The organism is Serratia sp. JSRIV002 (assembly GCF_019968725.1).
In the GTDB taxonomy this organism is placed as follows: Bacteria; Pseudomonadota; Gammaproteobacteria; order Enterobacterales; family Enterobacteriaceae; genus Chania; species Chania fonticola_B.
Genome location: NZ_CP074143.1, coordinates 200315 through 224664, shown reverse-complemented (window position 1 = coordinate 224664; position 24350 = coordinate 200315). Strand labels below are relative to the sequence as shown.

Here is a 24350-nt window from a genome sequence, read left to right as displayed (position 1 = left end):
TGCTTTCACCCTTAGGTAGTATCATCCCTCTCCCACCGTGCTCCTCAATATATCCGGGCTGCCTTGCCACAACCAATGGTACAAATCGTGACTGCGCTGGAATCCCAATTTTCGCATGGATGCCTGCTTATGGGCGCTGACGGTCTTGGTGCTGATCTGCAACTTTCTGGCGATCTGTGTAGGCGATAAGCCTGCTGCTATCGCCTGCAAGACCTCTCGCTCTCGCCGAGTGATCTTTTCGTAGTCAGGTACGCAGGTGGCATTATTATTGAGCTGCACGTCGAACAGCCTATCCAGCAGTTGCATCACCGCCTCGGGTTTATCATTCAGGCCGATTTCTCCCTGTTGATAGGTGACCCCTTCTATATTTTTTCGTATAAGGATTTGGTACCGTTGATATCCATCACCCCGCCAGCTGGCGTTGCTCCTGACAATCAGATCCGCAACTTTCAGATGAATAATATCATTGCAATCTGCATGGACAAATAGAGGAGATACTCCCCGGAGATAAAAATACCGTTCAAAAAGGTGGCGAATGCCTTGTAAGAAATAGAAATTTTTGCCCCACAGAGCAATAACGATGCGTGAGTTCATATTGACACCTTAACAGCCTGATTTTTTTAAATGACACCGTTGATTAGGTGATACATCATTGGGATAAATCCCCACCTCAGGTAGGTGTTGCAATACACCAGCGTAGGCTCTTTTGGTCTGGTACCGATGAGACATGCGCCTTCTTTTTCTTCACCAGTTTCATCAGGTAGTAGCGGGACACATAAATGTTGGTATCACAGTAGTCGGCAATATCCCGGGTCTTGGGCCATTTATCTTGCGGGGGCAATGTGCCCAGAGGGCAATCAACACGGCTCAACACCTGCAGCGCCGTCAGAACCTTGTCGCAGGCTGCATTATGTTTTTTATATTTCATGAGGTTAAACCTTTTCTCTTACGAGCTTTAGTGATGCGTCAGCCCGCGCTACAGGCCAAAGCCCACCGATCAAAACGGCAAACGGCATGCAGGTCCCGTCTGCTTGGCTTTCTGAGCGTATTTAATACCACATCGGAGTAAAGTATTTATAAACGTTACAATAACGAGTTTTAAATCTGCCTAAATTAAATTTGCGATATAACATATCGGAAACATAATGATACATACGATAATAACTCGCAATTTGACCATAAAAACCATCTGCCAAGGCATTTATTGCGAAATTGCTTTTCCTATCAAAAAACACTTTTCAAAAATAAGGTTGGCCGTAATAATTCCGGCCTAAATCGATGGGTAGGAAAAATCTTAAGAACATAGGCAATAAATCGCGAGATTAATCTTAATAAAAAATGAAATATCTGGCTTTCGATTTAGGAAATCATTGGATCAGGAAAGCCCTCCATTTCCAGCTCAGTCAAACTGTGTCTCCAGTGATGGGAAGACAGCCGCACACTAAAACTTAACAAGTCTTTCATGTTTGATGGATAGCCAACCGCTCTCAATCCATTAGGCACAGAGCCTTGGCATAAAAACGCATGAAAATAGCATCAGGATGCCTTACTCACGTCTAAAAAAATTGACGGCATCAGGAGTGATGATTTTATTGAAGATACTTTGTCTGTTCGGACTGTTCAGATAAATGATGGCTCGTGGCTAATAATCAGCTACGAAATGATTGTATTCACCTTTTTAATACGTAAATAAGGAATTCATTATGCGTAAGTCTATTTTTACTCTGGCTCCGGTGGTTGCGACTCTGTTGGCAGGATCTGGCGTGGCTCAGGCCGCATCTAACGCCCAGATGACCATTACCGCCAACGTTGTAGCGGCGACCTGTGACGTTTCTCTCTCCAACCCTAGCCTGGACCTGGGTAACTATTCCAAGTCCGCCTTCACCGCAGTAGCCACCCCGGTTGCCAGCAGTATAAAAACCTTCACCGTGGGTCTGAACAACTGTGAAACCCCGGCAGCAGCAGGTGATACAGCAAGCCTGATCGTCACCGGCCAGACACTAGGGGGCAACCAGAACATCTTTAACAGCACCGGCACCAATACCGGCGTTATGTTAAGTGAAGTGACCTCACCAACCACCTACATTAGCGCCGGCCAGAAATTATTGGTAGCCAAAGCAGGTGAGACTCCGGAAGCAGCCGATTTCAACACGAAATCCTTGAGCCTGCAGGCTGGTTTAGCCTCTACGTCTCTCACGCCAGATATCGGTATGGTTAGCGCGCCGATCCTGTTCAGCTTTGCCTACAACTGATGTGTTCCAGCGGGCCGATGGCCCGCCTTTTCAGGATCCGCAATATGACGCGCTTTATCTCCCTGCTTTCGCTGCTAGTGGCCCTGCTGGGTACGCCGTTGGCAGGCTGGTCCGCCGGGTTTGGCATTAATGCCACACGCCTGATTTACCCTGAAGGGGCTAGCAGTATCAACGTCGCGGTACGCAACACCCTTAACCACGAACCGTATCTGGTGCAAACGGCTGTCAGCGGTAAACAGGATGCACAGACCACGGCCCCGTTCACCGTAACGCCGCCGCTGTTCCGTCTGGAACCACAAAGCACCAATCAGTTACGTATCGCCTTTACCGGCCAGCCGCTACCCGGCGATCGGGAGTCGGTGTTTTATTTGCATGCCACCGCTATTCCAACCAGTACGCAAATGGATCCGACTCAGCAGCGTAATGACGTGCAGGCCCAGCTGCGCTTCGGCGTGGGCAACATTATCAAGCTGTTCTACCGGCCTGCGAGCCTGAGCGGTTCCTCTGCCGCCGCCCAAAAAGAGTTGCAGTTCTCCCGCGTGGCTGGGGGGCTGAAGGTGACCAATCCCTCTCCCTATTTTGTCAGCCTGGCCGGCTTGACGGTGAATGGGCAACAACTGGCTTTGGACACGCCGGCTGCACTCATGATCCCCCCTTTCGGCAACCATATCTGGCCGGTTAAAACACCGTTGGCAACCGGCAAGCGGGTGCAGTGGCAGACCATTAATGATACCGGGGGCACCGATGCGTTCAGCGCAACGTTACCTTAAGGCCGTGCTGGCTGTAGTGCTGGCAGGTGGTGGAGCGGTATCCGCCCCGGTGCAGGCCGTAACGCTGGATTTCTCAGCCGTGCTGACCAATGGCACCTGCACGCTCAGCCTGGATAGAAGCACTCTGCCTTTGGGTGTCATCGCTAAATCACAGCTGCGCCCAAACCAGCTGGTTGCTCCACAGCCCTTTACCCTCTCCGTGCAGGACTGCACCGGTTCAGCGGGCGGCAGCCTTAAACCTGTCGTGACTATCGCCGGCACTGGCACCACCCAAGACGGTAAATGGCTGTTTCGCAATGCCGGATCGGCGGCGAATACCGGGATTTTGGTGATCCAGAGTGCCACCGTGCCGGATTACAGCCAGCCCGAAGTCAAAAACAACAGCTTGCTGTCACTGGCTAATCCCGGACAGATACCGGTCAACCAGGCGTTCACCTTTTATGCCGGTGCCAGTTGTGGCGGCAGCACCGGGTGTGCCACGGTTGCGACCGGTGACGTGACGGCCACGCTGATGTTTACGTTTCTCTATCAGTGAGGGCCCGATGACACAGCAATTTCATCAGGTGCTATCAAGCCTGCTGCTCACTTTCAGCCTGTCTGCACAGGCCGGGAGCGGCGGCATCAGCCTGGGGCAGACACGCGTTATTTTTTCTGCCGCGGATAAAGCGCAAACCCTCACCGTCAGCAATAGCGGGCAACAGGCTTATCTGGTCCAAGCCCGAGTACAGAACGGCCTGGACGATACGACCCCCGCGCCGTTTATCGTTACGCCACCGCTGTTCTCGCTGCAAGGCGATAGCCGCCAACTGCTACGACTATTGCCGCAGGACGCCACGCTGCCCTCCGACCAGGAATCGCTGTTTTATCTCTCTATCTCGGCCATTCCTGCACAGGCTGAACCCGTAACGGCGGCCGATCGGCTGTCAGTTGGGGTACGTTTCGTGCTCAAGCTGTTTTATCGCCCGCAAGGTTTGGCGTTACCTGCGGACAACACCCCGTGCCTGCTGACGTTCAAGCGTGAAGCGCACGGCGTGCGGGCCATTAATCCCACCGGCTATTTTCAGACCCTGGGGATGCTGGCCGTTGACGGGCATACCGTGGCATTAGTTCAGCAACCGGCGATGGTGCCTCCGCACAGCAGTATCATCCTGGCCGTTGACGGGCCGGTGAATAAGGTGGCCTGGCAGACGCTCACCGACTATGGCGGACTCTCCAAGTCCTGCCAGCAGACAGGCTCAGCCTCCACGGAGACCACACCATGAAATACCCGATTTATCTTCTGATGGGCCTATGCCTGTTGGTCAACAAAATGGGCCTGGCACAGGCTCAGGACAACGCCTCGCCGGGGATTTCTTTTTACGTGCTGCGGGTGATTTACCCGGAGGGCGAAAAGCAGGGCGTAACGCTGACCGCCTACAACAAAAGCCCGGCACCGTACCTGATGCAGTCATGGATCCGCCCGGTCGATCCGGCCACCGGGGACGTCGATCTGAGCTGGCATGGCACCCCAGTGATGCCGTTTATTGTCACGCCGCCGCTGGCTCGCCTGGAAGCGAACGGTGAACTGGCGCTGCGAATCCGGCGCAACGATATGCCGCTGCCTAACGACCGTGAATCGGTGTTTTTTATCTCCATGAAGGCGCTGCCCACTCAGCAACCCGACGGTAAGCAGATGGTGATGACGGTCGTGAGCAATATCAAACTGTTTTACCGCCCGGCGGGATTAGTGAAACGCGCTGTGGCAGACATGGCCCCGAAGCTGACCTTCAGCCGGGCAGGCGACCAATTGACAGCCACCAACCCGACCCCCTACTGGCTCACCTTCTCCCGCCTGTCGGTGGGGAATATGGCGTTGGACAAACCGGCTCTGCGCCTGATGGTGCCCCCTTTCGGCAAGCAGTCTTACACCCTGCCCGCCACCGCGAGCGGGAAAGTCAGCTGGCAGCTGATTGATGAAGATGGCTGGGATACTCCGGTTGCCCAACAGGACTGACGATTTCTCCCTTCCTGGCTCGTTACGGGGAGCCACGTTCTTTCAGACGGATAGGATAATAATGAAAATTCACCCTCTTGCCCTTGCGCTTTCCCCACTCCTGGTGGGCAGCGCATTGATTGCAGGCACGTCTCCAGCCTGGGGCCGCGACTACTTTGACCCGGCGCTGTTGTCGCTGGGTGGTGGCCTGGAAGCCGTCACCGACCTGAGTGCGTTTGAAAGCGCCGGACAGACCCCGCCGGGGACTTATCTGGTGACGGTGTTGGTCAACCGCAGCGAGCGTGGCCAATACCGCGTCGTATTCACCCCAGGTGACAAGGGCCAGGTCAGCGCGGAATTGACTCCGGCCTTCCTGGCGGAGATGGGGATCAATACCCCCGCATTGCCCGCTTTTGGCGGATTGCCGGTCGACAAGCCAGTCCGTGACCTGGCCACCCTGATCCCTGATGCCCGAGTGCACTTTGATTTTCAGCAACAGCGCCTGGAACTCAGCATTCCCCAGGTGGCGATGAAGCCAGACGCCAGCAGCGTGGTTAACCCTGCGCTATGGGACCAGGGCATGACTGCGTTTTTACTCAACTATACCCTCAACGGCGGGCGCAGCCGCCAGGACGGACAGTGGGGCCAATCCAACAGCGAACAGACCAACCTGTTCCTGGGGCTGCACAGCGGATTAAACTGGCAGGCCTGGCGCCTGCGCAGTGACATGACCTACACCTACAATAACAGCCGCAGTGGCTATGCCGACAGACAAAGCAATCAGCAAACCCGTTTCTCAAATACCTATCTGCAACGCGATATCCAGGCCTGGCGTTCGGATGTGCTGGCTGGGGAAAACAACACCGGCAATGACGTTTTCGACAGCATTCCGTTTCGTGGGGTGAAATTGAGCTCCAGCGAAGACATGCTGCCGCTCAGCCTGCGGGGATTTGCCCCGGTGATCAGCGGCATTGCACAGAGCAACGCCCGGGTGACCGTCAGCCAGAACGGTAACGTGGTGTACCAGGCGTATGTCGCCCCGGGGCCGTTTCGGATTAATGACCTGTACCAGACCGGACAAGGGGGAGACCTGACGGTCACGGTGACCGAAGCGGATGGCAGCGTACGTACCTGGACCCAGGCCTTCTCGGCTCTGCCGGTGATGCAACGTCCGGGTGGGTTGAAGTACGAACTGACCGCTGGGCGCTACAACGGCGGCATCACCACCGGCTCCAGAGAGGCCCATTTTGCGTTGGGCACCCTGATTTACGGGCTGCCCCATGACATCACGTTGTACGGCGGCGGGCTGATAGCGGAGAAATACGCCTCGGCGGTGGCGGGCAGCGGGATTTCGCTGGGGGATTTCGGCGCCATGTCGGCAGACGTGACCCTCTCATCGGCCCGTATGTATGACGAAAGACAGAGCGGCCAGTCATACCGGGTACGTTATGCCAAAAGCCTGCTCAGCACGGGCACCTCGGTGGACCTGACGGCTTATCGTTACTCCACCCGGCACTATTACAACTTTGCCGACTTCAACAACAGCGGTTATCAGCTCAGTGAAGGCCAGGTGCCCTGGGCACTGGCCCGACAGCGTTCGGATTTCCAGGTGCGGGTAACCCAGCAACTGGGGGATTTTGGATCGCTGTACCTGTCGGGTGCGCGCAGTGATTACTGGGGCGATGAGCAGGTGAACAATACCCTGTCGGCAGGTTACAACGGCAGTTGGCACGGCGTGAGCTATGGCCTGGCCTACAGCGTTGACCGGATAAAATCCGACGGGGATTGGCCGCAGAACCGCCAGTTGGCGTTCAATATGCAGGTACCGTTCAGCCTGTTCAGCGCGCAACCCGCCCTCAACCGCAGCTACGCCAGTTATCAGATGACGCACGACAGTGAAGGTCGTGTACGGCAACAGGTGGGGGTGAGCGGCTCGGCGGCGGAAGACCGCCTGTCCTATAGCCTGATGCAGGGATGGAGTAACAACAACCAGAGTGGCAACGGGGGTAGCACCAGCAACCTGAATCTGGGTTGGCAGGGGAGCCAGGGCATGGTCAGCGCCGGGTACAGCCACAGCAGCCGCTATAACTCGCTGAATGTGAGTGGTAACGGGGGGCTGGTAGTTCACCCCAACGGGGTGACGCTGAGCCAGCAACTGGGCAATTCAGTAGCAGTGGTTCGTGCACCGGGCGCTGCCGGGGTGAGCGTGATGAACGGCGGAGTCCGTACCGACAGCCGCGGTTATGCAGTGGTGCCGTACCTGTCTCCTTACCAGAACAACACGGTGAGCCTGAACCCGTCGACGCTGCCGGAAGATGTCGACCTGCCGCAGAGCAGCACCAATGTCTATCCCACCAAAGGGGCGGTGGTAGCAGCCACGTTTACGCCACGCACCGGCTATCAGGCGCTGATAACCCTGACCCAGGCTGGCATGCCGGTACCCTTCGGCACGCTGGTGACACTGGCCGGGGAAGGAGCGGAGATCAACAGCGGCATCGTGGGTGATGCCGGCCAGGTCTACCTGAGCGGGTTGCCGGAACAGGGAAAATTGCGCGCGGCGTGGGGCCGTGGGACTGCACAGCAGTGCCTAGCCCACTTCAGCCTGAGCAAGGCAGCAGTATCAGCAAACAATCCGGTGCGCATGATGAATGTGCAATGTGAGGAAGGACAGTGATGAAACAACGATTAATAAAGACCGCATCATGCGGTATCGCCAGCATGGCGTTAATGATGCCCCTTGCGGCCCCCGTTCTGGCGGAAACCATCACCATCGGCAAGGGCACGGGGATCCTATGGGAGGGCATGCCGTTTAACGCGACATTAAGTGGCCCTCTCGATCATCCGAAACTTGATCCCATATACGGACTCTTGTCAGTCTCCAAGTCAATGACCCGGTGTATGGCCTCAAATGAATTGAAAAGCATTGGTGGCTATTTGGCCTTCCCGCTGACCGGGGTACCTGGAGTCGGATTGATGCCTCGGGCCTCGGGTAGCGCCACTTATACCCTAAGTAACAATTCACAGGGAAAGTTGACTGGCACCATTGGCCAGCCAGAAACCAGAGGCTCCTCAACGTCACAAGGGAATATTACCTCACCGCCAGACTATACATGGTGCCTGCCCCCTGCCATGTCGTCGAATGATACATTTTACTCAAGTTCCGGTACTCGTACGGCGACGCTCTCAGGCACCTGGGTACTGGTGGCGGACGGCAGCCAAAAAGCTGGAGAGGGTTCAGTTCCCCCCATGTATTTTGGTAGCTTTTCCGCCACTACCTCAGGGGATAGAAGGACCTCTATACTGCCCACCAATATTTCCCTGCGCATCTCCACGCTGGAATGTAGTGTGAATACCCCGACGGCCATTAACTTCGGATCGGTCATTCGCAATACCCAGGCCAATGCAGAACTGGCGGTGAAGCCCGTGCAACTGGTTGCCACCTGCGGGCAGCCTACTGACCGGATAAATGCCAATATCAATCTGCAGTTCCGCGCCATCAGCGGTCTGTACAACAGTGCACCCTCACGGCTGGCATTAAACCAGAAGGGAGGCTATATCACCGGGGAAATTGATAACGGGGTGACCGGCAGTGGCGACTGTAAGGCCACAACCGGCTTGCGCTTTGATAACTCCCTCATAAAACTGGGCAGCATCACCAATGCAGAAAGCAGCAAAACCTTGACCAATCAGCTCACCTGGCGACTGTGCTCGGGAGGCAGTAGCGTGCCAATCGGTGCGGTCACTGCCTCTACAGAAATGCTGGTGACGTTTAACTGAGCCGCATTTGGCGCTGCAGACGGTTGGGTAGTTTTCCAGCCGTCCAGCGGTTTGGGGTTAACAAGGTCGAACATTCAAATTTTGCAAAATTCCAGGGCATTCAAGACTACTTTTTAGCGTCGGTTTTCAACTGCAGCAAACCGGCAATATCCTTTTCCCCTTCGGCCTCTTTTAAACGGCGCTGCTGCTCGGCAAACTGGACATATTCGGCCTGTGCTTTTTCATCTGCCTCTTTCTTGCTGACACTACCTGCGCCCTGTAACACATCGCGGTCGTTAAATTGCAGGAACTGATCCAGCTTATCCTGCCAGTCACGCAAGAACACCTGCTGGCGACGCCGGGCCTGGTCTTCGGCAAAATCCAGCCACATGTTGACCACGCGGTTGAGCTCACCAACTTCGTCCTGATTGAGGTAGTTTTTCGCCACCGTCACATCGCTTTTACGCACCTCTTCACCTTTATAGCTGCTCAACCCCATATGAGGCTTGCTGGCATCGGCACGCTGATGGATGAGTTCTGCAGCGGTATGGCCGGTACAGGCAAAATGCAGCTTGTTCTGGATGGTTTGAAAAAACTGCGTGGTCTCTTTGAGTGAGGGCTGGTAGTCGGCGGCTAGCGCAAAGATCTCCCGCACCCGCAAATAAACCCGGCGCTCGCTGGCGCGGATATCGCGGATGCGTTCCAGCATCTCGTCGAAATAGTCAGGCACAGCCGATGCGCCAACGGGCGGATTTTTCAACCGCTCGTCATCCATCACGAAGCCTTTGATCAGGTATTCCTGGAGGGTTTGGGTGGCCCACTGACGGAATTGGGTGCCTCGGGCTGAACGGACGCGGTAGCCAACGGCGAGTATGGCCTCAAGGTTGTAGTGTTCGATCTCCCTGGAGACCTGGCGAGTACCCTCCTGACGAACTATCCGGAATTTCCGGATGGTTGCATTTTGCTCAAGCTCGCCTTCTTTGTAGATATTAATAAGGTGTTCATTGATGGTTCGAACGTCTTTATCATACAGCTCGGCCATCGACGCTTGGGATAGCCAGAGGGTTTCCGCTTCAAACCGACATTCAACCCGGGTACTCCCATCTGCACTTTTAAACAGCAGAAATTCCCCGACAGGAGCCAGAGGTAAATGTTCATTTGTCATGCAGCCTCCGTTTTTATCTGACTGACACTACGGCCATTCGCTTAGTATGCCAGATATACAGATGGAGGCTCATTACGCGAATGGCGTTTATTTTGCGGGCAGTCACGCAGAAACAAATAAACGCTTCATCAATGCCCCCAGATTGATGCTAAAAGATCCCCTTTATTCCTATGCTGCTCACAGATTCATTACTCACCGTTATATTTCAACTTTTTTCCATTCTAAACATCCTGTAATCTGATAAGAAAATACTAACTATGGTGGGCGTATGGCAGGGAAGGCCGTGATTTTACAAGGCGACAAAACCTCTCATGGTGGGGTCGTGTTACAGGGATCGTCAGTGATGCAGTTCTGCGGGACGAACGTAGCGCTGGTAGGGCATTTGGTGTCCTGCCCGCAATGCAAAGGGGTCTTTCCGATTGTCAGTGGTGCAGAAACCGCACTGGTCGGCGGGGTGCCTGTGGCGCTGGAAGGCATGAAAACCGCCTGCGGGGCCGCTCTGATTGCTTCACAACATGAATGTAATGCCTGACGGCAACGTCGTTCAGCGCTAATCACTCCGCCAGAAGCGGCAGAGTCGCAAAATAATGGACAAGACGCTTTACCAGGGAGCAAGGATGCCGTGGCTACGTTAGATACGCTACAGACCGATTCAGACATTTTCCCACCACGCACCTCACTTGCCGCCGGGCTGCTTGCGACGCTGAACGGCAGTGAATTTGCGGTGAGCCACGCGGACATCGCATTGTTGCTGCGCGCCCTGCCGGAACAAGGTCGTGGCGTCACTCTCAATATTCTGCTGATTGATCGCCTGCTGCGGGAACTTGATCGGCGCCTGAGTGCCCAGATGGATGCGATCCTGCATGCTCCGGCGTTTCAGCGCCTGGAATCAACCTGGCGCGGGCTGGCCCTGCTGGTCGATAACATCCCGTTTCACGAGAACATTCAGCTGACGCTCCTCCATGCCACTCAGGAAGAGCTGCTGGCGGATTTCGAATTCTCCCCAGACATTACCTCCTCGGGCTATTACCAGCATGTCTATTCGGCAGGCTACGGCCAGTTTGGTGGAGTGCCGGTAGCGGCGGTGATTGGCTGCTATGATTTCACCCCCGGTGCCGCCGATATCAAACTGCTGCACTACCTCAGCGTGGTCAGCGCCATGGCGCATGCGCCGTTTCTGTCGGCGGCAGACGCCACCTTCTTCGGCGTTGATTCATTAGCCGACCTGCCCGCCATTCTTGATTTGGATGCGGTCATGGCTGCACCGACACATATCCGCTGGCAGGCACTCAGAGCTACTCCGGATGCCCGCTATTTGGGGCTGACCGTGTGCCGTTTTTTGCAGCGTGAGCCTTATACCCCGGCGTCACAGCAGGTCCGGCAATTTGTCTATCAGGAACAGATTGCCACACATCAGCACCTGCTGTGGGGCAACAGCGCCTTTTTACTGGCGCTCTGCCTGGCGGGCAGCTTTGCCCGTTATCGCTGGTGCCCGAATATTATCGGGGCGGAGAGCGGCGGAGCATTCCGTAACCTGCCCGCTCGCTACTATGCGGCGCTTGGGCGTTGGCAAGAAAAGATCCCAACCGAGACGCTGCTGTCGGACCAGTGGCAGTACCGCTTGTCGATGGCCGGGTTTATTCCGCTTGGGGTGCGCAAGCAAGGGCAGGACGTGGTGTTTTATTCGGCCAACTCAATCCAGTCGCCGCAATATACCGACCTCACGCCTGAGGGGATGAACGCCCGGGTCAATGACCAACTGGGGGCGCAACTGCCTTACCTGTTTATCATCACCCGGCTGGCGCACACCATCAAAGTGCTGCAGCGTGAGCGGCTGGGTAGCTGGCGCAATCGGGGCGACCTGCAGCATCAGCTCAACAACTGGTTAAAACGCTTTGTCTCCGATCAGGAGAACCCACCAGCCAGCGTACGCAGCTGCCGCCCGTTACGCGCTGCACGCATTGAGGTGCAGGAAGTCGCGAATGATCCCGGCTGGTATCTGACACAGCTGCATGTGCAGCCGCATTTCAAACACATGGGCTCCAACTTCGTCCTCGCCTTGACCGGGCGCCTGGATAAATAACCTCCAAGACAGGATGTCTTGCGCATGAACCAGAACAAACATCGGCAATTCCCTCCAGCCCGTCGGCGCAAAGCGCTACACCAGGCTGCCGAGGTGCTGCAACAAACACATGCCCCGCTGGTTTCCTTCCTGACCGCACCCAACCACGATCCCGATGTGGAGCGGCAATTGGAGGGAATGGCCTGGATGACCGGGCAGTTAGAGGGGCAGTTGGCAGACCAGCTACCGAACCTCACCCACCATATGCTGGCCCTGCTGTGGCCCTATTTTCTGCGGCCCACTCCCAGCATGACCGTACTGGAATGGCAGCAGGATTACCTGTCGGATCCCGCGCAGGCTTGCCCCCAGATTGCCAAGGGGGCCACGGTGGTCAGTATCCCGCTGCCGGTGACAACCGGTAAGGAAACGCTGCGGTGCCATTTCCGCACCTGCCGTGATACTCGGCTGTGGCCGTTACAGGTGCAGGCGGTAAGCCGCGAGCAACGGCACGGCCATGACAGCCTGTGCCTGCAACTGGTCACCACGGCGGATCGGCCCCTGGATCTCACTAGCCTGAACGGCCTGCGGCTGTATCTGGGGGAAGACCTGCACACCGGGCAACAGCTGCATTTGTGGCTGAGTGAATACCTGAGCCACGCCACGCTGGAAGTGGAGGGAAAGACGTGGCCGCTGCCTGAACTGGCGCTCACCCCGGTCGGTTTCAACGACGAAGAGGCCCTGCTGCCCTGGCCACAGAATGCCGACCCCGGCTATCGCCTGCTGCAAGAGCACGCCTGCTTCCCCAACGCCTTTTTATTCATGGACGTGACGGGCTTCCCTAGCCTGCCTCCGCTATCAGCCTCTCACGGCTTTACCCTGCGGTTCACCTTCTCCCGGCCTTTGCCGTCTGCCCTGGTTATCAACCGCCAGACGGTGCGCCTGCATTGCACGCCCGCCATCAACCTGTTTAGCCATTACGCTGACGGGATCAGCCTCAATGGGACGCAGTCAGAGCTGCCGTTATTCCCCAGCGTGCGCCATCCCGAGGATTACGACGTGTTCTCGGTGGATGAAGTGACCGGCGTATCAGCCCTGAGTGATGTCCCCCGCCGCTATGCGCCGTTTGAACGCTTCAGCCAGCAACAAGATGCGGGGTATTACCATGTGCGGGTCACCTCATCGCCCGTGGGGGGCTTGAACCATCACCTGGCGTTGATCCGCCACGGAGAAAACCTGGACAACCTACCGCCGGAGTCGGTGTCCGTACGGCTCACCTGCAGCCACCGCCGCTTGCCGTTGCACCTGAAAGTAGGAGAACTCCGCCAACCGGCCACCGGCTGCCCGCCGGGGGTGCGCGTACACAATATCACCCGCCCGTCGGTCCCCCTGAGCCCAAGGTTGGATGCCACCTTGCAGGCGGCCCTGCTGCGCAACCTCTCATTGAACAGCCGCTCACTGCTGACGCTGACGGCGCTGCGGCAAGTGCTGAGCGCCTGCGATCTGCCCGCCTGGCACAGTGAACTGGCGGCAGGGGTCTCCCGGCGGCGTAGAGCAGGGTTACTCAGCCTGACCGTGCGCCCGGCTGAACGTCATATCGACGGTGTGCCGATCGATGGCCTGGCCTCGGTGCTTACGGTGCGGCTCCAAGGGGCGTTTGACTCGGAAGGCGAGCTCTATCTGTATGGCCGGGTACTGGCACGGTTCCTGGCCCAGCGTGCCAGCGTCAACCATTTCCATACCCTCACCGTGGTTAACCAAGATAATCAGGAGTCTTACCGCTTTCTATGATCCCCAGTGCAGAGCAGGAGCAGCAGCTCCAGGTTATCGCCGATAACGTTAGCCAGTATGACTTCTACCGCCTGGTGGAAGGGCTGAACCGGCTGGCGGGCATCGATCCGGCCCGCACGCTCGGCCTGCCGCCCAACCGGGAAGCGTTGCGCTTTACCGCCGCTGCCGGGTTGGGCTTTGCCGCCAGCGATGTGGTGGCGTTGCAACATGAGCCAGGTGGGCCGCTGCGCCTGGAGGTGAGTTTTCTGGGCCTGCAAGGCAGCCAGTCGCCCTTGCCCTATTACTACCTGGATGACATTGCCGGGAGCACGGCACAGGGAGAAACGCGGCTCAACGATTTTCTGGCGGTGTTCAACCATCGGCCTCTGTCGTTGGCGCACCAGATTTGGCGCAAATACCGCTATGAGATCACTTTCAAACCGGGGGGCCGCGATGCCACCTCGGGGCGTATTTTTGCCCTGATAGGCCTGGGCCATCCGCAGACGCGAGAGCAGTTGGGTATCAACGCCGAAGCCATGCTGGCCTACGCCGGTCTGCTGGCCTCACCGGGCCGCTCGCCGGAGGTGATCGCCCGCCTGGTCGGTCACTTCTTTTCACTCCCGGATGTGACGGTGCAGTCTTGTATGCCCCACGTCATGACGTTGAGTGACGAACAGCAAAATCGCCTGGGGCAGCTCACCGCCATACGCGGGCAACGCCATCAACCCCGTTCGCTGCTGGGGGGCAACTTTGTGATCGGCAGCCGAATGCGCGATCGCAGCGTCAAATTTCAACTGTCGATCAATGAGCTCACGCAGGAACAGTACCTGTCGTTTTTACCTGACGGTAAGCAGCATCGTCTGCTGGTCAATTTTGTCGAGTACATCCTGCGCGAACCGCTGGTCTGGGATCTGCGCCTGACGCTGGCACGGCATCAAGCCGGGGGGCTGAAGCTCGGCGACACACAGCGGACCCAGTTGGGGTGGACCACCTTTGTGGGGCAACCCGAAGAGAAACCCTACACCCTGTTGCCTGTGCGCAGGTAGCCAACGTCAAGGATTGATATGAACTTTACCGATCATCTCAGAGAGGAACATGCCTACCTGCGTGCGCTGGCGGACAAGGTGGGGCAGGAAAAACCCGCACTGGCCGCGCAACTGGGCCGCCATGCGGGCGATCCGGATGTGGAGTGCCTGATCCAGGGGGCGGCAATGCTGAACGCCGGGCTGCGCCAACGCCTGGAGGACGGCTTCCCCGAGGTCACACAGGGGCATCTTGAGCGTACCTGGCCCTTCCCCTTGCGGCCTATTCCGGCCTGTGGCGTGGTGAACGTCAGCGCCAAAGCCAGCACGCTGGATGCGCCGTTAACCTTGCCCGCCGGAGAATCGCTCTCCCTGTTGTCCGATGGACGTACGCAGGTGTTCCAGACCTGCCATGCCTTGACGCTGCAGCCGCTGGCCCTGATTGACCGGCAGTTGCTGGTCACCAACTCCCACAGCGAGATCCGCCTGACGTTTCAGTACCAGGGGCCGGGTGACACCTGGCCAACCCAGCCGCTATCGCTGTTTCTGGGCGATGATCCACAGGTGGCGGCGACGCTGACCCTGTGGTGTGAACAGCATCAGGACCGGCCCGTGCTACAGGTGGAAGGACGACAATGGGTGCTGGAAACAGTATTGTCCTCCCCACGGCCAACTGCGGATAACCGCATTCTGCCCCACGAGGGGGAAACCACCTGGGCGCTGCAGAGCCTGGCAGAATACCTGTACCTGCCCCATGTGAATGATTTCCTGACGCTGGATTTTGGCCCGATGCACTCAGGGCTGACGTTGGGGAACAGCCGCACCTTTACCGTCATCCTCACGTTCAACGGGGAGATCCCGCTCACCCAGGCCCAACTGGCGTCGGCCTTTATGCTGCACTGCGTCCCGGTGATCAGCCTGGCGGCGCAGAAAAGCGCCCCCATACGGCTGCTACCCGGGCAGAGCGTTTACCCGCTGCCGTATGCCGACGATCGCTGGGTGTATGCCATCACCGGCGTCAGCATGCTGGAAGAGCCGGATACCCTGCGGCGGGGCCGACGGGTGCACTTCCAGCCCGACAGCGAACTGACGCCGGAATCGCGTTATGCACCCGACGCCGCGTTGGCGATGTTTTACACCGTCCGGGTCAGCGGTGATGTCCTGGGGCGGATGCAGCATGAACTGGTGCTGTGCAACAGTGCCGGGGAGCCGCTGAACGAGCCCCCTTGCCGGGCCGTGGTCTGCGATTTGCTCACCACCTCGGCGCAATCTCCCACGTTACCGCTTGGCTCCCCTTTCCTACTCGGCATGGCGGTGACCGATACCTTGGACGTCACTACCGTCACCCGATTTTCGACCCCGTACCCGGCGGTGGTGGACAGCCATCACCATTGGCGGCTGATGGCCTGCCTGTCGTTCAGCCCCGCGCTCCTCAACCACCGGGAAACGGTGCAGCGGGCGATCGACGATTTTTGCCTGCACGCCCGACATAACCTGCCCCAGGTCCGGCACATTCGCCGGGCGGTGGAGGGCATCACCGCCGTCAAGACCGAACCGGTAAATACCCTGATGGGGGAACGGCTGCGGCGCGGTTTGCAGATGACCCTGACGCTCGATGACCAGGCGTTCGACAGCCCCGGCGAAGCCTACACCTTTGCGGCGGCGCTGAGCGTCTTCTTTACCCATTGCCTGACCACCAACAGCTTCCTGCTGCTGGATGTGATAACCGAACCTTCACAGCGGCGCTGGGCATTGCCCCTGGCGCGCGGCCAACGAGCCATGATGTGAGACACCACAAGGAGTGAACGATGGACAGCGGATTATTTTTCAGCAGCCAACTCGGTGAACTGCCTCCGGACACCTTTGACGTGGCCGGTTTTACCCTGGAAGAAGGGTTGTCGACCCTGTTTACCTTGACGGTAAACCTGGTCAGCACCCGGTCAGACATCGAACTGGAAGCACAGTTGCTGCAGCCGGGGGCGTTGACCGTCACCGTCAGTGGCAAGGAACAGCGCACGATCCCAGGGCTGATCGCCAGCCTGACTCAGGGAGAAAGCGGTTTTCGCCGCACCTACTATCAGGCGGTGATCCGCCCGGATGTCTGGGTACTGAGCCTGAAACAGGACAGCCGGATCTTCCATTTCCTATCGGTGCCAGACATCGTCAATCAGGTACTGGACGAACACCGCATCCCATACCAAAGCCATATCCAGCAGACCTATCCACCGCGTGAGTACGTGACCCAGAAGCGCGAAAGCGACCTGGACTTCATCCTGCGGCTGATGGCCGAGGTGGGGATCACCTTCTGGTTTGAAGATAACGAGCTGGTTTATGGCGATTCGCACCTGAGCATGACGGAAGGTATCCCGCTGACCTTCAACCCGCATATCCAGTCGCCAACCCAGGGCGACATCGCCCATCGGCTGACCCTGGGGGCGTTCATGCAGTCACGGGAAAGCGTGCTTAAAGATCGCGAGCATCGGCGGCCAGACCATCCTCTGCAGTTTAAACAGAGCGACCCTACATTGGGCGGTGAAGCCACCCAATACTCGGTATTTGAGAGCTATGGCCGTTATCAGGATGACCAGACCGGGCCGCAGCTCAGCACCGTGCGGCTGGAGGCCATGCAAGCGGGCACCCAACAGGGCGCAGCAGAAACCAACAGCATCCGGCTGATGCCGGGCACGATTTTTACCTTGCAGGGCCACCCGGTGCAGGCGCGTAACGATCGCTGGCAGGTGATCACCGTCAGCCACCGTGGGGAACAGCCTGCCGCGCTGGAAGAAGAGAGTAACGGCAGCGGCACTACCTTCACCAACTCACTGACCTTTGCGCCGGGCAATATCGACTGGCGGCCAAGCTACCGTTACAAACCGTTGGCCGACGGGGACGAGGTGGCCACGATCGTCGGGCCAAAGGGCGAAGAGCTGTACGTCAACGAACTGGGTTGGGTGCGGGTGCATTTCCACTGGAACCGTTACGACCCGGCGGATGAAAAGGCCTCCTGCTGGGTGCCGGTCTCCAACCAGTGGGCGGGGGACGGTTTTGGCTCGGTGACGCTGCCAAGGATTGGCCAGGAAGTGCTGATCAGCTACCTCAACGGCGATATCGATCGCCCGGTAGTGAGCGGGCGTTACTACAACGGCCTGAACAAACCGCCGTACCCGCTGCCCGCCAACAAGACCAAATCGGTCTGGCGCACCAAATCGCACAAGGCAGAGGGCTTTAACGAACTGTCGTTTGAGGATGAGGCGGGCAGCGAGGAGATTTACCTGCACGCGCAGAAAGACCTCAAGGCCCTGGTCAACAACGATGCGCACTGGGACATTCGCGCCAACCAGAGCAGCAAGGTTGGCGGCAACAGCCTTAGCGAAATCGAGGGCAACCGGGAAAGCCGCATCAAGGGCGAACTCACGCTCCACACCAGCGGCAAAAAGTCCGAACTGGCCGATGGCGAATCCCATTTGCAGGTTGGCAGCGCCTATGTGGTGAAGGCTGGGCAGGAAGTATCGGTTGAAGCCGGGGCCAAAATCACCCTTTCGGCGGGCAGTGAGCTGACGCTCAAGGCCGGGGGCAGCTTTATCAAATTGGCACCGGGGGCCATTTTCACGTCGTCATCGTTGCTGGTAGGCAGTGGCTCCGCGGGTAGCGGTCAGGGCGTCAACCTGAAGATGCCGGGTGTGGTGCCGTTGTTGGCCGCTCCCACGCTGATCCAGCAGGGTGTGCTTAGTAGTGATGCCCCTTATTGCGAAGAGTGTGAGAAATGTAAAGAGGAAGGGTGCGCAATTTAATTGGCCACTCATCGTCAAGGAGGAATAAAGATGCAACAGACCGTACAGGACTGGGCAAGAAACACATCGGGAACGCCGTTGTACGCCGTCTTGGCCAATACCAACGGTGCGCAAGGTATCAAGGCCTATTACCGGGAGGATGGAAGCCGCACGCCGTACGGGCTTTATGCCAATACGCCGTATGCCAACTGGTTCGAGGTGATGCCGGTGCTGGTGCCGCTCACTGACGGCAGCCCGTTTCTGCGCTGGGTGGCAGAAACGCCCCTGCGCAACTGGGGCTGGTTGGCACGTTCACCGTTGCCGCAGGTTGCCATTACGGACCATCTTCGTGGTCTGACCCAGGTGATCATGCCTGGGGGTAAAGCGGTGTTTTTCCGCTACTGGGATGGGCGTTTTCTGCCAGCACACCTGCGTTATATGGGAGAGCACTGGATAGATGTTCTGCCGGTGTTCTCGGATTACTGGATAAACGGCGAGGTGCTTACCTGCCCGGTAGATCCCACGGCGCAAGCCCAGGTCAGCCCCTGGTGGCAGGTGCCGCAACGTCTGATTGACCAACTTCTGAAAACGGATCCTGGGCCGGTGATTGCCCAGGCATTACAGCAATTGCAGGAAACCCGTGCCGATCTCTATGGGCGTTTTTCCCCTGCCTTGCTGGAGATGAAGATCCGACATTTACTGGTGCAAAGCCATGGGCAGCGTGAAGGGCTGATGGCTCGCATCGTCACCACATTGGAGAGTGAGTGATGAGTTATTATGGGTATGGCAACAACTCGACGACGTATACCAGCAGCGCATACGGGAATTACAACAAACGGGTGACGATCCCTTCTGCCCCCATCGACCCTGAGAGGCTTTTCCAGAAGACGCTGAACAATTTTAAATCCTGCCTGACGCGTTACCACGATACGACAGAGTTTCCGCTATTGGGCAGCTTGCTGTTGATGGATCAAGAGGTGAAGGTCGGGGACTTTGTCATTACCACCAAGCGGATAGACGATGAAAAGCTTAACGGCGTCATGCAGTGCACCCTTAATCAACCCATTACCCTGACGCACGCCTTTGAAGCCAAGGGGTATATCCCAATCGCGGGTTCGCCCTTCAAGATCATCAAACGTAAGAAAAAGACCCCGGAGCAATTTCGGCAGATAGCCTACATGAGTGTCAATCAGGCGTACGGACCTTACTACAACAACATGGCGTCCTCAGACTTTGAGGACATCACGGTGCTGGATGGCCTGGCCTTCGATGACAACGGGATGGCCACCATCAATCTGCCCGAGTGCGACGATGCGTATACCTATCACGTTGTCGTCAACGCCCAGGCCAGCAGTGAAAGTAACCTCCAGCGGCTGGATGAATCCTACAGCGAGCTGATCGTCAAGTGTACCAACCTGCTGGAAACCCAGTGGAAAACACACCAGCAGGCAGCCTGGAAGGATTTTACAGACAGAGGCGCTCAGGTGGACTTTACCCAGGCGTTCAAAGCATTTTTTGCCGGCTTACGCGACAAAATCCTCGAACTGTACGAGACAGCCAAAAAGATCGTGCAATGGGTCACCAGCGAGAACCTGGACGCCATGCTGGCTTATATCGGCAAAAAGGGGGTGGATAAAATGAAAGAGCTGTATGACACCGGCAAAAAAGAGATTGCCGATACGTTGGTGATCCTCTCCGATGAGATGCTGATGTTTATCTGTGCCCACGCCCTGTACAGCTACTTTTGCCTGCTGACACCGCAACAGATCGCCGATTTTGCCGGGGGAGCGGCAGGCGAATTGGTCATGATGCTGTTGCTTTACATCGTGCTACCCGGTGCCGTAGCCAAATTAGCCCTGGATGGGTTGGATAGCTTAGCCGGTATTAGCCCGGCCCGATAATCAAGGAGAGTCAATGAAACCGTTATTTCGTGCCAATGCCGGTGCAGGGAAAGCGATCATGGGGGGGATAAAAGAAATCATTTCCCTGATCAATGAACACGTCCCCCATTATTTGGCCAAGAACCCTATTCGGGCAGGGGCTGTTCCGTTAAATATCAAAAAAACCGCGAATATCGACTCCGCTGGCTTGGGCAAGAGCCTGGAAAATCAGAGCAGTCTACCCACTGGGTCCAATAACCTGCATGAAACCAGGTTTGAATCGCCGGTCACCCAAGCCAACAGCAGCGGTCAAAATCCGCAGGGCAAGGCGACGCCAAGAAGCGAGAACGCTGATCTGGATGGCGATCCGGTATCATTGTGCACCGGCGAAGAACTGTTGACGATCAGCGAAGGCAGCCTGCCGGGGCTGTTGCCCTTCACCTGGCAGCGTTTTTACCGCACCAGCGCCTGTGAGTTGGATCTGGGTTTGGGGTACGGCTGGAGCCATAGCCTTTCCCACCGCCTGCATTTTACCGACGACACCATTGTCTGGCATAACGATGAAAACCAGCGGACCGCCTTCCCCTATCCGAATGCCGAACACCCTACCCTGACCAATGTGCTCGGGGGCGCGGTGCTGGCCCTCGGTAGCCACGAGAACGAATACAGCCTCACCTTTGGCGGTGGCGCTGGGGTGTATACCTTTGTGCGTGAGGGAGAATGGGGGCGGTTGACCGCCCTCAGCGACAAATATCACAACCGTCTGCAACTGGAATACGATCGCCAGCAGCGCCTGATCCACCTACAGCATGTGCAGGGCCGGTTGTTGTTCCAGTACACGGATGATGACTCGGCGCACATCGCGCAGGTCCATTTGCAGGCACTGATCCGTGAAGAGGCCTATCGTGATGCGGTCTGGGTGACGCAGCAAGTGCTGGCACATTACACCTACAACGCGGCCGGGCAACTGGCCAGCGCCCTGAACGCCTGTGGGGAGCAAGAGCACTACCAGTACAACGAGGCCCATGTCATCACACAGCGCCAGTTGGCGGGCGGCGCCTGTTTTAACTGGGCCTGGGAAGGCGTGGGGCCAGCATCACGCTGTATCCGCCAGTATGGCAATTTCGCCCAGTTAGATACCCGTTACCTGTGGGACGATAACCAGCGGCAGGTGACGCTAAGGCGCTGCGACGGCAGCCAGGAGATCTATCAATACGACGGCCAGGCCCGGCTGATTTTCCGGCGGGCAGCGAACGGTGCAGAAATCCGCCATACGTACAACGAAGAGGGGTTACGCGTCAGTACCACCGATGCGTTGGGCCAGCAGACCCGTTATTTTTATGACGACGCGGGTAACCTGGTGCTCGAACTGAGCCCGGATGGCAGCATGACACGCTACACCTATCTGGACGGTCAGCTCAAGCGGGTGGCCAAGGGCAGTGGTCGCCTGGAGCAAGTGTGGCTCAATAGCATTAATGAACATGGGGATATCTACGCGGCGCGCTCACCTGGGGAACAGGTGACCGAGTACGACTATTTCCCGAACGGGCAGATGCGCGCCGTTACCCATCCTGACGGGGTGACACAAATGTATCGTTGGGATAACGTAGGGCGTTTACTGGAGAGTACCACCAGTGGCGGTAGCGTGCGCCGTTACCGTTATACCCCCCTTGGCACCCAGCCGATCGCCGTCACCGATGAAGCAGGTAATACCACTCATTTTGTCTGGGATGCGTTGGAACGGTTGCTGGAGCAGACCACGCCGGACGGCCGCACCCAGCAATACCGTTACAATGCCTATGGCAAGGTGACCGAATCGCGCGATCCGGCCGGTTTGGTGACCCGCTACGAGTACGCAGCCCCCCTGCATCTGCTGACGCGCAAGATCCTGCCGGATGGCAGTACGCTGGAGTACCGTTACGACAACACGCACCTGCAGGTCAGTGAGATCCTCAACCCGAAAGGGGAAAGTTACCGCCTGGCTTACACGGCGACGGGGCTGCTGAGTGAAGAGATCGGGTTTGACGGGGTTAAAACCGCGTATGCGTACGATCTGAACGACAGGCTGATTGAAAAGCGAGAATACGGTAATCAGCCAGATGCGGAGCCGCTGGTCACAACCTACCAGCGAGACTGGCAGGGAAAACTGCTGCGTAAGACCCTGCCGGATGGGCAGGTAGAGCAGTACGACTATGATGCCCTGGGGCGGTTAATTGCCGTCAATGACGGGCAGATGCCGCTGGCCTGGGAATACGACATCGCCAATCGCCTGGTGGCAGAGCACCAAGGGTGGGCAACGCAACGTTATCAGTACGATCCACATAGCGGGTTGCTGAAAGGCAGCCGACTGCCGGACGGCCAACAACTGGGCTACCACTACCAGCATGGCCGGGTGCAGGGGATCACGTTGAACGAACAGCCGCTGCTGGCATTCAACCACGACAACGCCGGGCGCGAGCAGGAGCGGCGGCAGGGCAACGGGCTGGTCAACCGCTACCAGTACGATAGTCTGGGGCGTATGGTAGAGCACCGCTTGCAGGGACCCGGCGAGATGGGGGTACAGCCACTGTGGGAGCAGCACTACCGTTACCAGGCGCAGGGTGAACTAGCTAGCATCACGGGCAATGCCCCACGGGAATACGGCTATGATGCCCGGGGGCAGTTACTGAGTGCACAATTCCCCGGCAGCCACACGGTGGTAGATCGGCACAGCGTAGCAGGGGAAAGCTTCCTGTACGACGGGGCCGGTAACCGGGTCAGTGAACATGGCGAGCGGGACAGCGCCCCTGGCAACCGGCTGGCGTTTTTTGGTGACAGGCACTTCGAGTACGATCGCTTTGGTAACTTGGCGGTAGAGCGACGCGGCAAGGCCCACAAATTGGTGACCACCTTTGCCTATGACTGTCGGCACCGGCTGATAAAGCGGACCGATCCACACGGGCAAGTAACCACTTACACCTATGATGCGTTTAACCGCCGGACCAGTAAAAGCGTAGAGGGCCGGACCACGGAATACCTGTGGCAGGGCAATAAGCTGATTGCGGAAACGGACAATCAACAGCACTGGCAGACGTTCTTGTATGAGCCGGGCAGCCACCGACCGATGGCGACGATAGTAGGCTCTACACGGGTGAACAGCCCGAAGGTCAGGACCTATTGGTACCAGAATGACCACCTTGGCACGCCGCACAGCCTGACGGACAGCCAGGGCAACACCGTATGGCGGGGGCAGTACAGCGCCTATGGGCAACTGACGGAGGAATGGACACCGCCAGATGCACGGGATGAACACCCGCAACCGAAGGTGAACAACCCACTGCGTTTTCAGGGGCAGTACGAAGATGCGGAAAGCGGGCTGTATTACAACCTGAACCGGTATTATGATCCGGGGATTGGGCGGTATTTGACGGCGGATCCGGTAAAACTCGATGGTGGGTTGAACTCTTATCAGTATGTTGATGGGAACTCGGTTGGCTGGGTAGATCCTCTGGGTTTAAAAGGACTCCCTGGGTTTGATAATCAAGCTACAGGAAATAGAAGCCCAGAACCTGAAATACTTAGGCCACAAGAAAATATTTATATACCGAGAGACCAAAATGGAAACCCTATTGAATTAGTTAAGCAACGTGTTAACGGTCAGGATATACCTCTCCCTCATCCCGATGCTGAAGGAAGAGCGCACACGGTTCTAGGAGGTAAAGTAAGCTCGGAAGGTGGTGGAGTGTATAGACAGTCAGCTGAATTCCCAGAAAATACATGGCCTTTAGCTAATGGGCAACCCGTACCTATAAGCGAAGTTCACTGGGGGGATCATGGTAAGCCTCATCATCATCCAAACCCTCACCAGCATCCTTTTATATTTGACGGGAAAATTTGGTTAAGAACGAAAGGTAACCAAATGCTTCCATTTAACACATCAACGCAAGGGAAATAG

19 protein-coding genes are annotated in these 24350 nt (G+C 57.2%); 16 read left to right on the top strand and 3 right to left on the bottom strand.

Annotated features, from left to right (window positions below):
* Positions 1-21 precede the first annotated feature (21 nt).
* Both KGP26_RS00945 and KGP26_RS00940 read right to left on the bottom strand, forming a co-directional pair.
* Positions 22-594: a response regulator transcription factor gene (locus KGP26_RS00945; protein ID WP_059199168.1), complete on the bottom strand. Its 573-nt coding sequence runs from the start codon at positions 592-594 to the stop codon at positions 22-24.
* A gap of 76 nt (positions 595-670) precedes the next feature.
* Positions 671-928, bottom strand: a complete 258-nt coding sequence (locus KGP26_RS00940) for a FaeA/PapI family transcriptional regulator (RefSeq protein ID WP_021181614.1) — start codon at positions 926-928, stop codon at positions 671-673.
* 775 nt (positions 929-1703) lie between these two features.
* On the opposite strand from KGP26_RS00940, the gene KGP26_RS00935 reads away from it, so the two are divergent.
* The 7 genes from KGP26_RS00935 to KGP26_RS00905 all read left to right on the top strand — a co-directional run bounded on the left by KGP26_RS00935 (position 1704) and on the right by KGP26_RS00905 (position 8771).
* Entirely contained in the window at positions 1704-2252 is a 549-nt protein-coding gene (locus tag KGP26_RS00935; RefSeq protein WP_021807355.1) for a fimbrial protein, read from the top strand.
* A gap of 44 nt (positions 2253-2296) precedes the next feature.
* The gene (locus KGP26_RS00930; protein ID WP_223664908.1) at positions 2297-3022 is read left to right on the top strand and encodes a molecular chaperone; all 726 of its coding nucleotides are present in this window, start codon (positions 2297-2299) and stop codon (positions 3020-3022) included.
* Positions 2997-3557 (top strand): fimbrial protein, encoded by a 561-nt coding sequence (locus KGP26_RS00925; protein ID WP_223664907.1) that lies wholly within the window; start codon positions 2997-2999, stop codon positions 3555-3557. The genes KGP26_RS00930 and KGP26_RS00925 overlap by 26 nt, the downstream gene beginning before the upstream one ends.
* 7 nt (positions 3558-3564) lie before the next feature.
* Entirely contained in the window at positions 3565-4284 is a 720-nt protein-coding gene (locus tag KGP26_RS00920; RefSeq protein WP_059199169.1) for a molecular chaperone, read from the top strand.
* Complete coding sequence (locus KGP26_RS00915) at positions 4281-5015, top strand: molecular chaperone (protein ID WP_021807351.1); 735 nt, start codon at positions 4281-4283, stop codon at positions 5013-5015. The genes KGP26_RS00920 and KGP26_RS00915 overlap by 4 nt, the downstream gene beginning before the upstream one ends.
* Positions 5016-5076: 61 nt before the next feature.
* Positions 5077-7668, top strand: a complete 2592-nt coding sequence (locus tag KGP26_RS00910; protein WP_223664906.1) for a fimbria/pilus outer membrane usher protein — start codon at positions 5077-5079, stop codon at positions 7666-7668.
* Complete coding sequence (locus KGP26_RS00905) at positions 7668-8771, top strand: hypothetical protein (RefSeq protein WP_223664905.1); 1104 nt, start codon at positions 7668-7670, stop codon at positions 8769-8771. The genes KGP26_RS00910 and KGP26_RS00905 overlap by 1 nt, the downstream gene beginning before the upstream one ends.
* Before the next feature lie 106 nt (positions 8772-8877).
* On the opposite strand, the gene KGP26_RS00900 is transcribed toward KGP26_RS00905, so the two are convergent.
* Positions 8878-9915, bottom strand: a complete 1038-nt coding sequence (locus KGP26_RS00900; protein WP_223664904.1) for a virulence RhuM family protein — start codon at positions 9913-9915, stop codon at positions 8878-8880.
* A 268-nt stretch (positions 9916-10183) separates the two neighbouring features.
* Here KGP26_RS00900 and KGP26_RS00895 point away from each other — a divergent pair, with 268 nt between their 5' ends.
* The 9 genes from KGP26_RS00895 (at position 10184) to KGP26_RS00855 (ending at position 24350) form a co-directional block, all read left to right on the top strand.
* On the top strand, positions 10184-10447 hold the full coding sequence (locus KGP26_RS00895; protein ID WP_071682755.1) for a PAAR domain-containing protein: 264 nt from the start codon (positions 10184-10186) through the stop codon (positions 10445-10447).
* A 90-nt stretch (positions 10448-10537) separates the two neighbouring features.
* Positions 10538-11998, top strand: coding sequence for a type VI secretion system contractile sheath large subunit (tssC, locus tag KGP26_RS00890; RefSeq protein WP_223664903.1), 1461 nt, complete (start codon positions 10538-10540; stop codon positions 11996-11998).
* Between the two features lie 24 nt (positions 11999-12022).
* A complete protein-coding gene (gene tssF, locus KGP26_RS00885) occupies positions 12023-13765 on the top strand; it encodes a type VI secretion system baseplate subunit TssF (protein ID WP_223664902.1) in 1743 nt (580 codons plus the stop codon).
* A complete protein-coding gene (tssG, locus tag KGP26_RS00880) occupies positions 13762-14790 on the top strand; it encodes a type VI secretion system baseplate subunit TssG (protein WP_223664901.1) in 1029 nt (342 codons plus the stop codon). The genes tssF (KGP26_RS00885) and tssG overlap by 4 nt, the downstream gene beginning before the upstream one ends.
* 18 nt (positions 14791-14808) lie before the next feature.
* A complete protein-coding gene (gene tssF, locus KGP26_RS00875) occupies positions 14809-16554 on the top strand; it encodes a type VI secretion system baseplate subunit TssF (protein ID WP_223664900.1) in 1746 nt (581 codons plus the stop codon).
* 20 nt (positions 16555-16574) lie between these two features.
* On the top strand, positions 16575-18557 hold the full coding sequence (tssI, locus tag KGP26_RS00870; RefSeq protein ID WP_223664899.1) for a type VI secretion system tip protein TssI/VgrG: 1983 nt from the start codon (positions 16575-16577) through the stop codon (positions 18555-18557).
* A 30-nt stretch (positions 18558-18587) separates the two neighbouring features.
* The gene (locus KGP26_RS00865) at positions 18588-19304 is read left to right on the top strand and encodes a DUF4123 domain-containing protein (RefSeq protein WP_218520015.1); all 717 of its coding nucleotides are present in this window, start codon (positions 18588-18590) and stop codon (positions 19302-19304) included.
* The gene (locus tag KGP26_RS00860) at positions 19304-20437 is read left to right on the top strand and encodes a hypothetical protein (protein ID WP_223500623.1); all 1134 of its coding nucleotides are present in this window, start codon (positions 19304-19306) and stop codon (positions 20435-20437) included. The genes KGP26_RS00865 and KGP26_RS00860 overlap by 1 nt, the downstream gene beginning before the upstream one ends.
* A 13-nt stretch (positions 20438-20450) precedes the next feature.
* Positions 20451-24350 carry an RHS repeat-associated core domain-containing protein gene (locus KGP26_RS00855; protein WP_223664898.1) on the top strand — a complete coding sequence of 1300 codons (3900 nt, stop codon included), beginning with the start codon at positions 20451-20453 and terminating at the stop codon, positions 24348-24350.

Coding starts and splice junctions, on each gene's coding strand:
- KGP26_RS00945 (WP_059199168.1), bottom strand. CDS start 594: ATGAACTCACGCATCGTTATTGCTCTGTGGGGCAAAAATTTCTATTTC.
- KGP26_RS00900 (WP_223664904.1), bottom strand. CDS start 9,915: ATGACAAATGAACATTTACCTCTGGCTCCTGTCGGGGAATTTCTGCTG.
- KGP26_RS00905 (WP_223664905.1), top strand. CDS start 7,668: ATGAAACAACGATTAATAAAGACCGCATCATGCGGTATCGCCAGCATG.
- KGP26_RS00865 (WP_218520015.1), top strand. CDS start 18,588: ATGCAACAGACCGTACAGGACTGGGCAAGAAACACATCGGGAACGCCG.
- KGP26_RS00930 (WP_223664908.1), top strand. CDS start 2,297: ATGACGCGCTTTATCTCCCTGCTTTCGCTGCTAGTGGCCCTGCTGGGT.
- KGP26_RS00920 (WP_059199169.1), top strand. CDS start 3,565: ATGACACAGCAATTTCATCAGGTGCTATCAAGCCTGCTGCTCACTTTC.
- KGP26_RS00895 (WP_071682755.1), top strand. CDS start 10,184: ATGGCAGGGAAGGCCGTGATTTTACAAGGCGACAAAACCTCTCATGGT.
- tssF (WP_223664902.1), top strand. CDS start 12,023: ATGAACCAGAACAAACATCGGCAATTCCCTCCAGCCCGTCGGCGCAAA.
- tssI (WP_223664899.1), top strand. CDS start 16,575: ATGGACAGCGGATTATTTTTCAGCAGCCAACTCGGTGAACTGCCTCCG.
- KGP26_RS00940 (WP_021181614.1), bottom strand. CDS start 928: ATGAAATATAAAAAACATAATGCAGCCTGCGACAAGGTTCTGACGGCG.
- KGP26_RS00925 (WP_223664907.1), top strand. CDS start 2,997: ATGCGTTCAGCGCAACGTTACCTTAAGGCCGTGCTGGCTGTAGTGCTG.
- KGP26_RS00910 (WP_223664906.1), top strand. CDS start 5,077: ATGAAAATTCACCCTCTTGCCCTTGCGCTTTCCCCACTCCTGGTGGGC.
- tssF (WP_223664900.1), top strand. CDS start 14,809: ATGAACTTTACCGATCATCTCAGAGAGGAACATGCCTACCTGCGTGCG.
- KGP26_RS00860 (WP_223500623.1), top strand. CDS start 19,304: ATGAGTTATTATGGGTATGGCAACAACTCGACGACGTATACCAGCAGC.
- KGP26_RS00915 (WP_021807351.1), top strand. CDS start 4,281: ATGAAATACCCGATTTATCTTCTGATGGGCCTATGCCTGTTGGTCAAC.
- tssG (WP_223664901.1), top strand. CDS start 13,762: ATGATCCCCAGTGCAGAGCAGGAGCAGCAGCTCCAGGTTATCGCCGAT.
- KGP26_RS00935 (WP_021807355.1), top strand. CDS start 1,704: ATGCGTAAGTCTATTTTTACTCTGGCTCCGGTGGTTGCGACTCTGTTG.
- KGP26_RS00855 (WP_223664898.1), top strand. CDS start 20,451: ATGAAACCGTTATTTCGTGCCAATGCCGGTGCAGGGAAAGCGATCATG.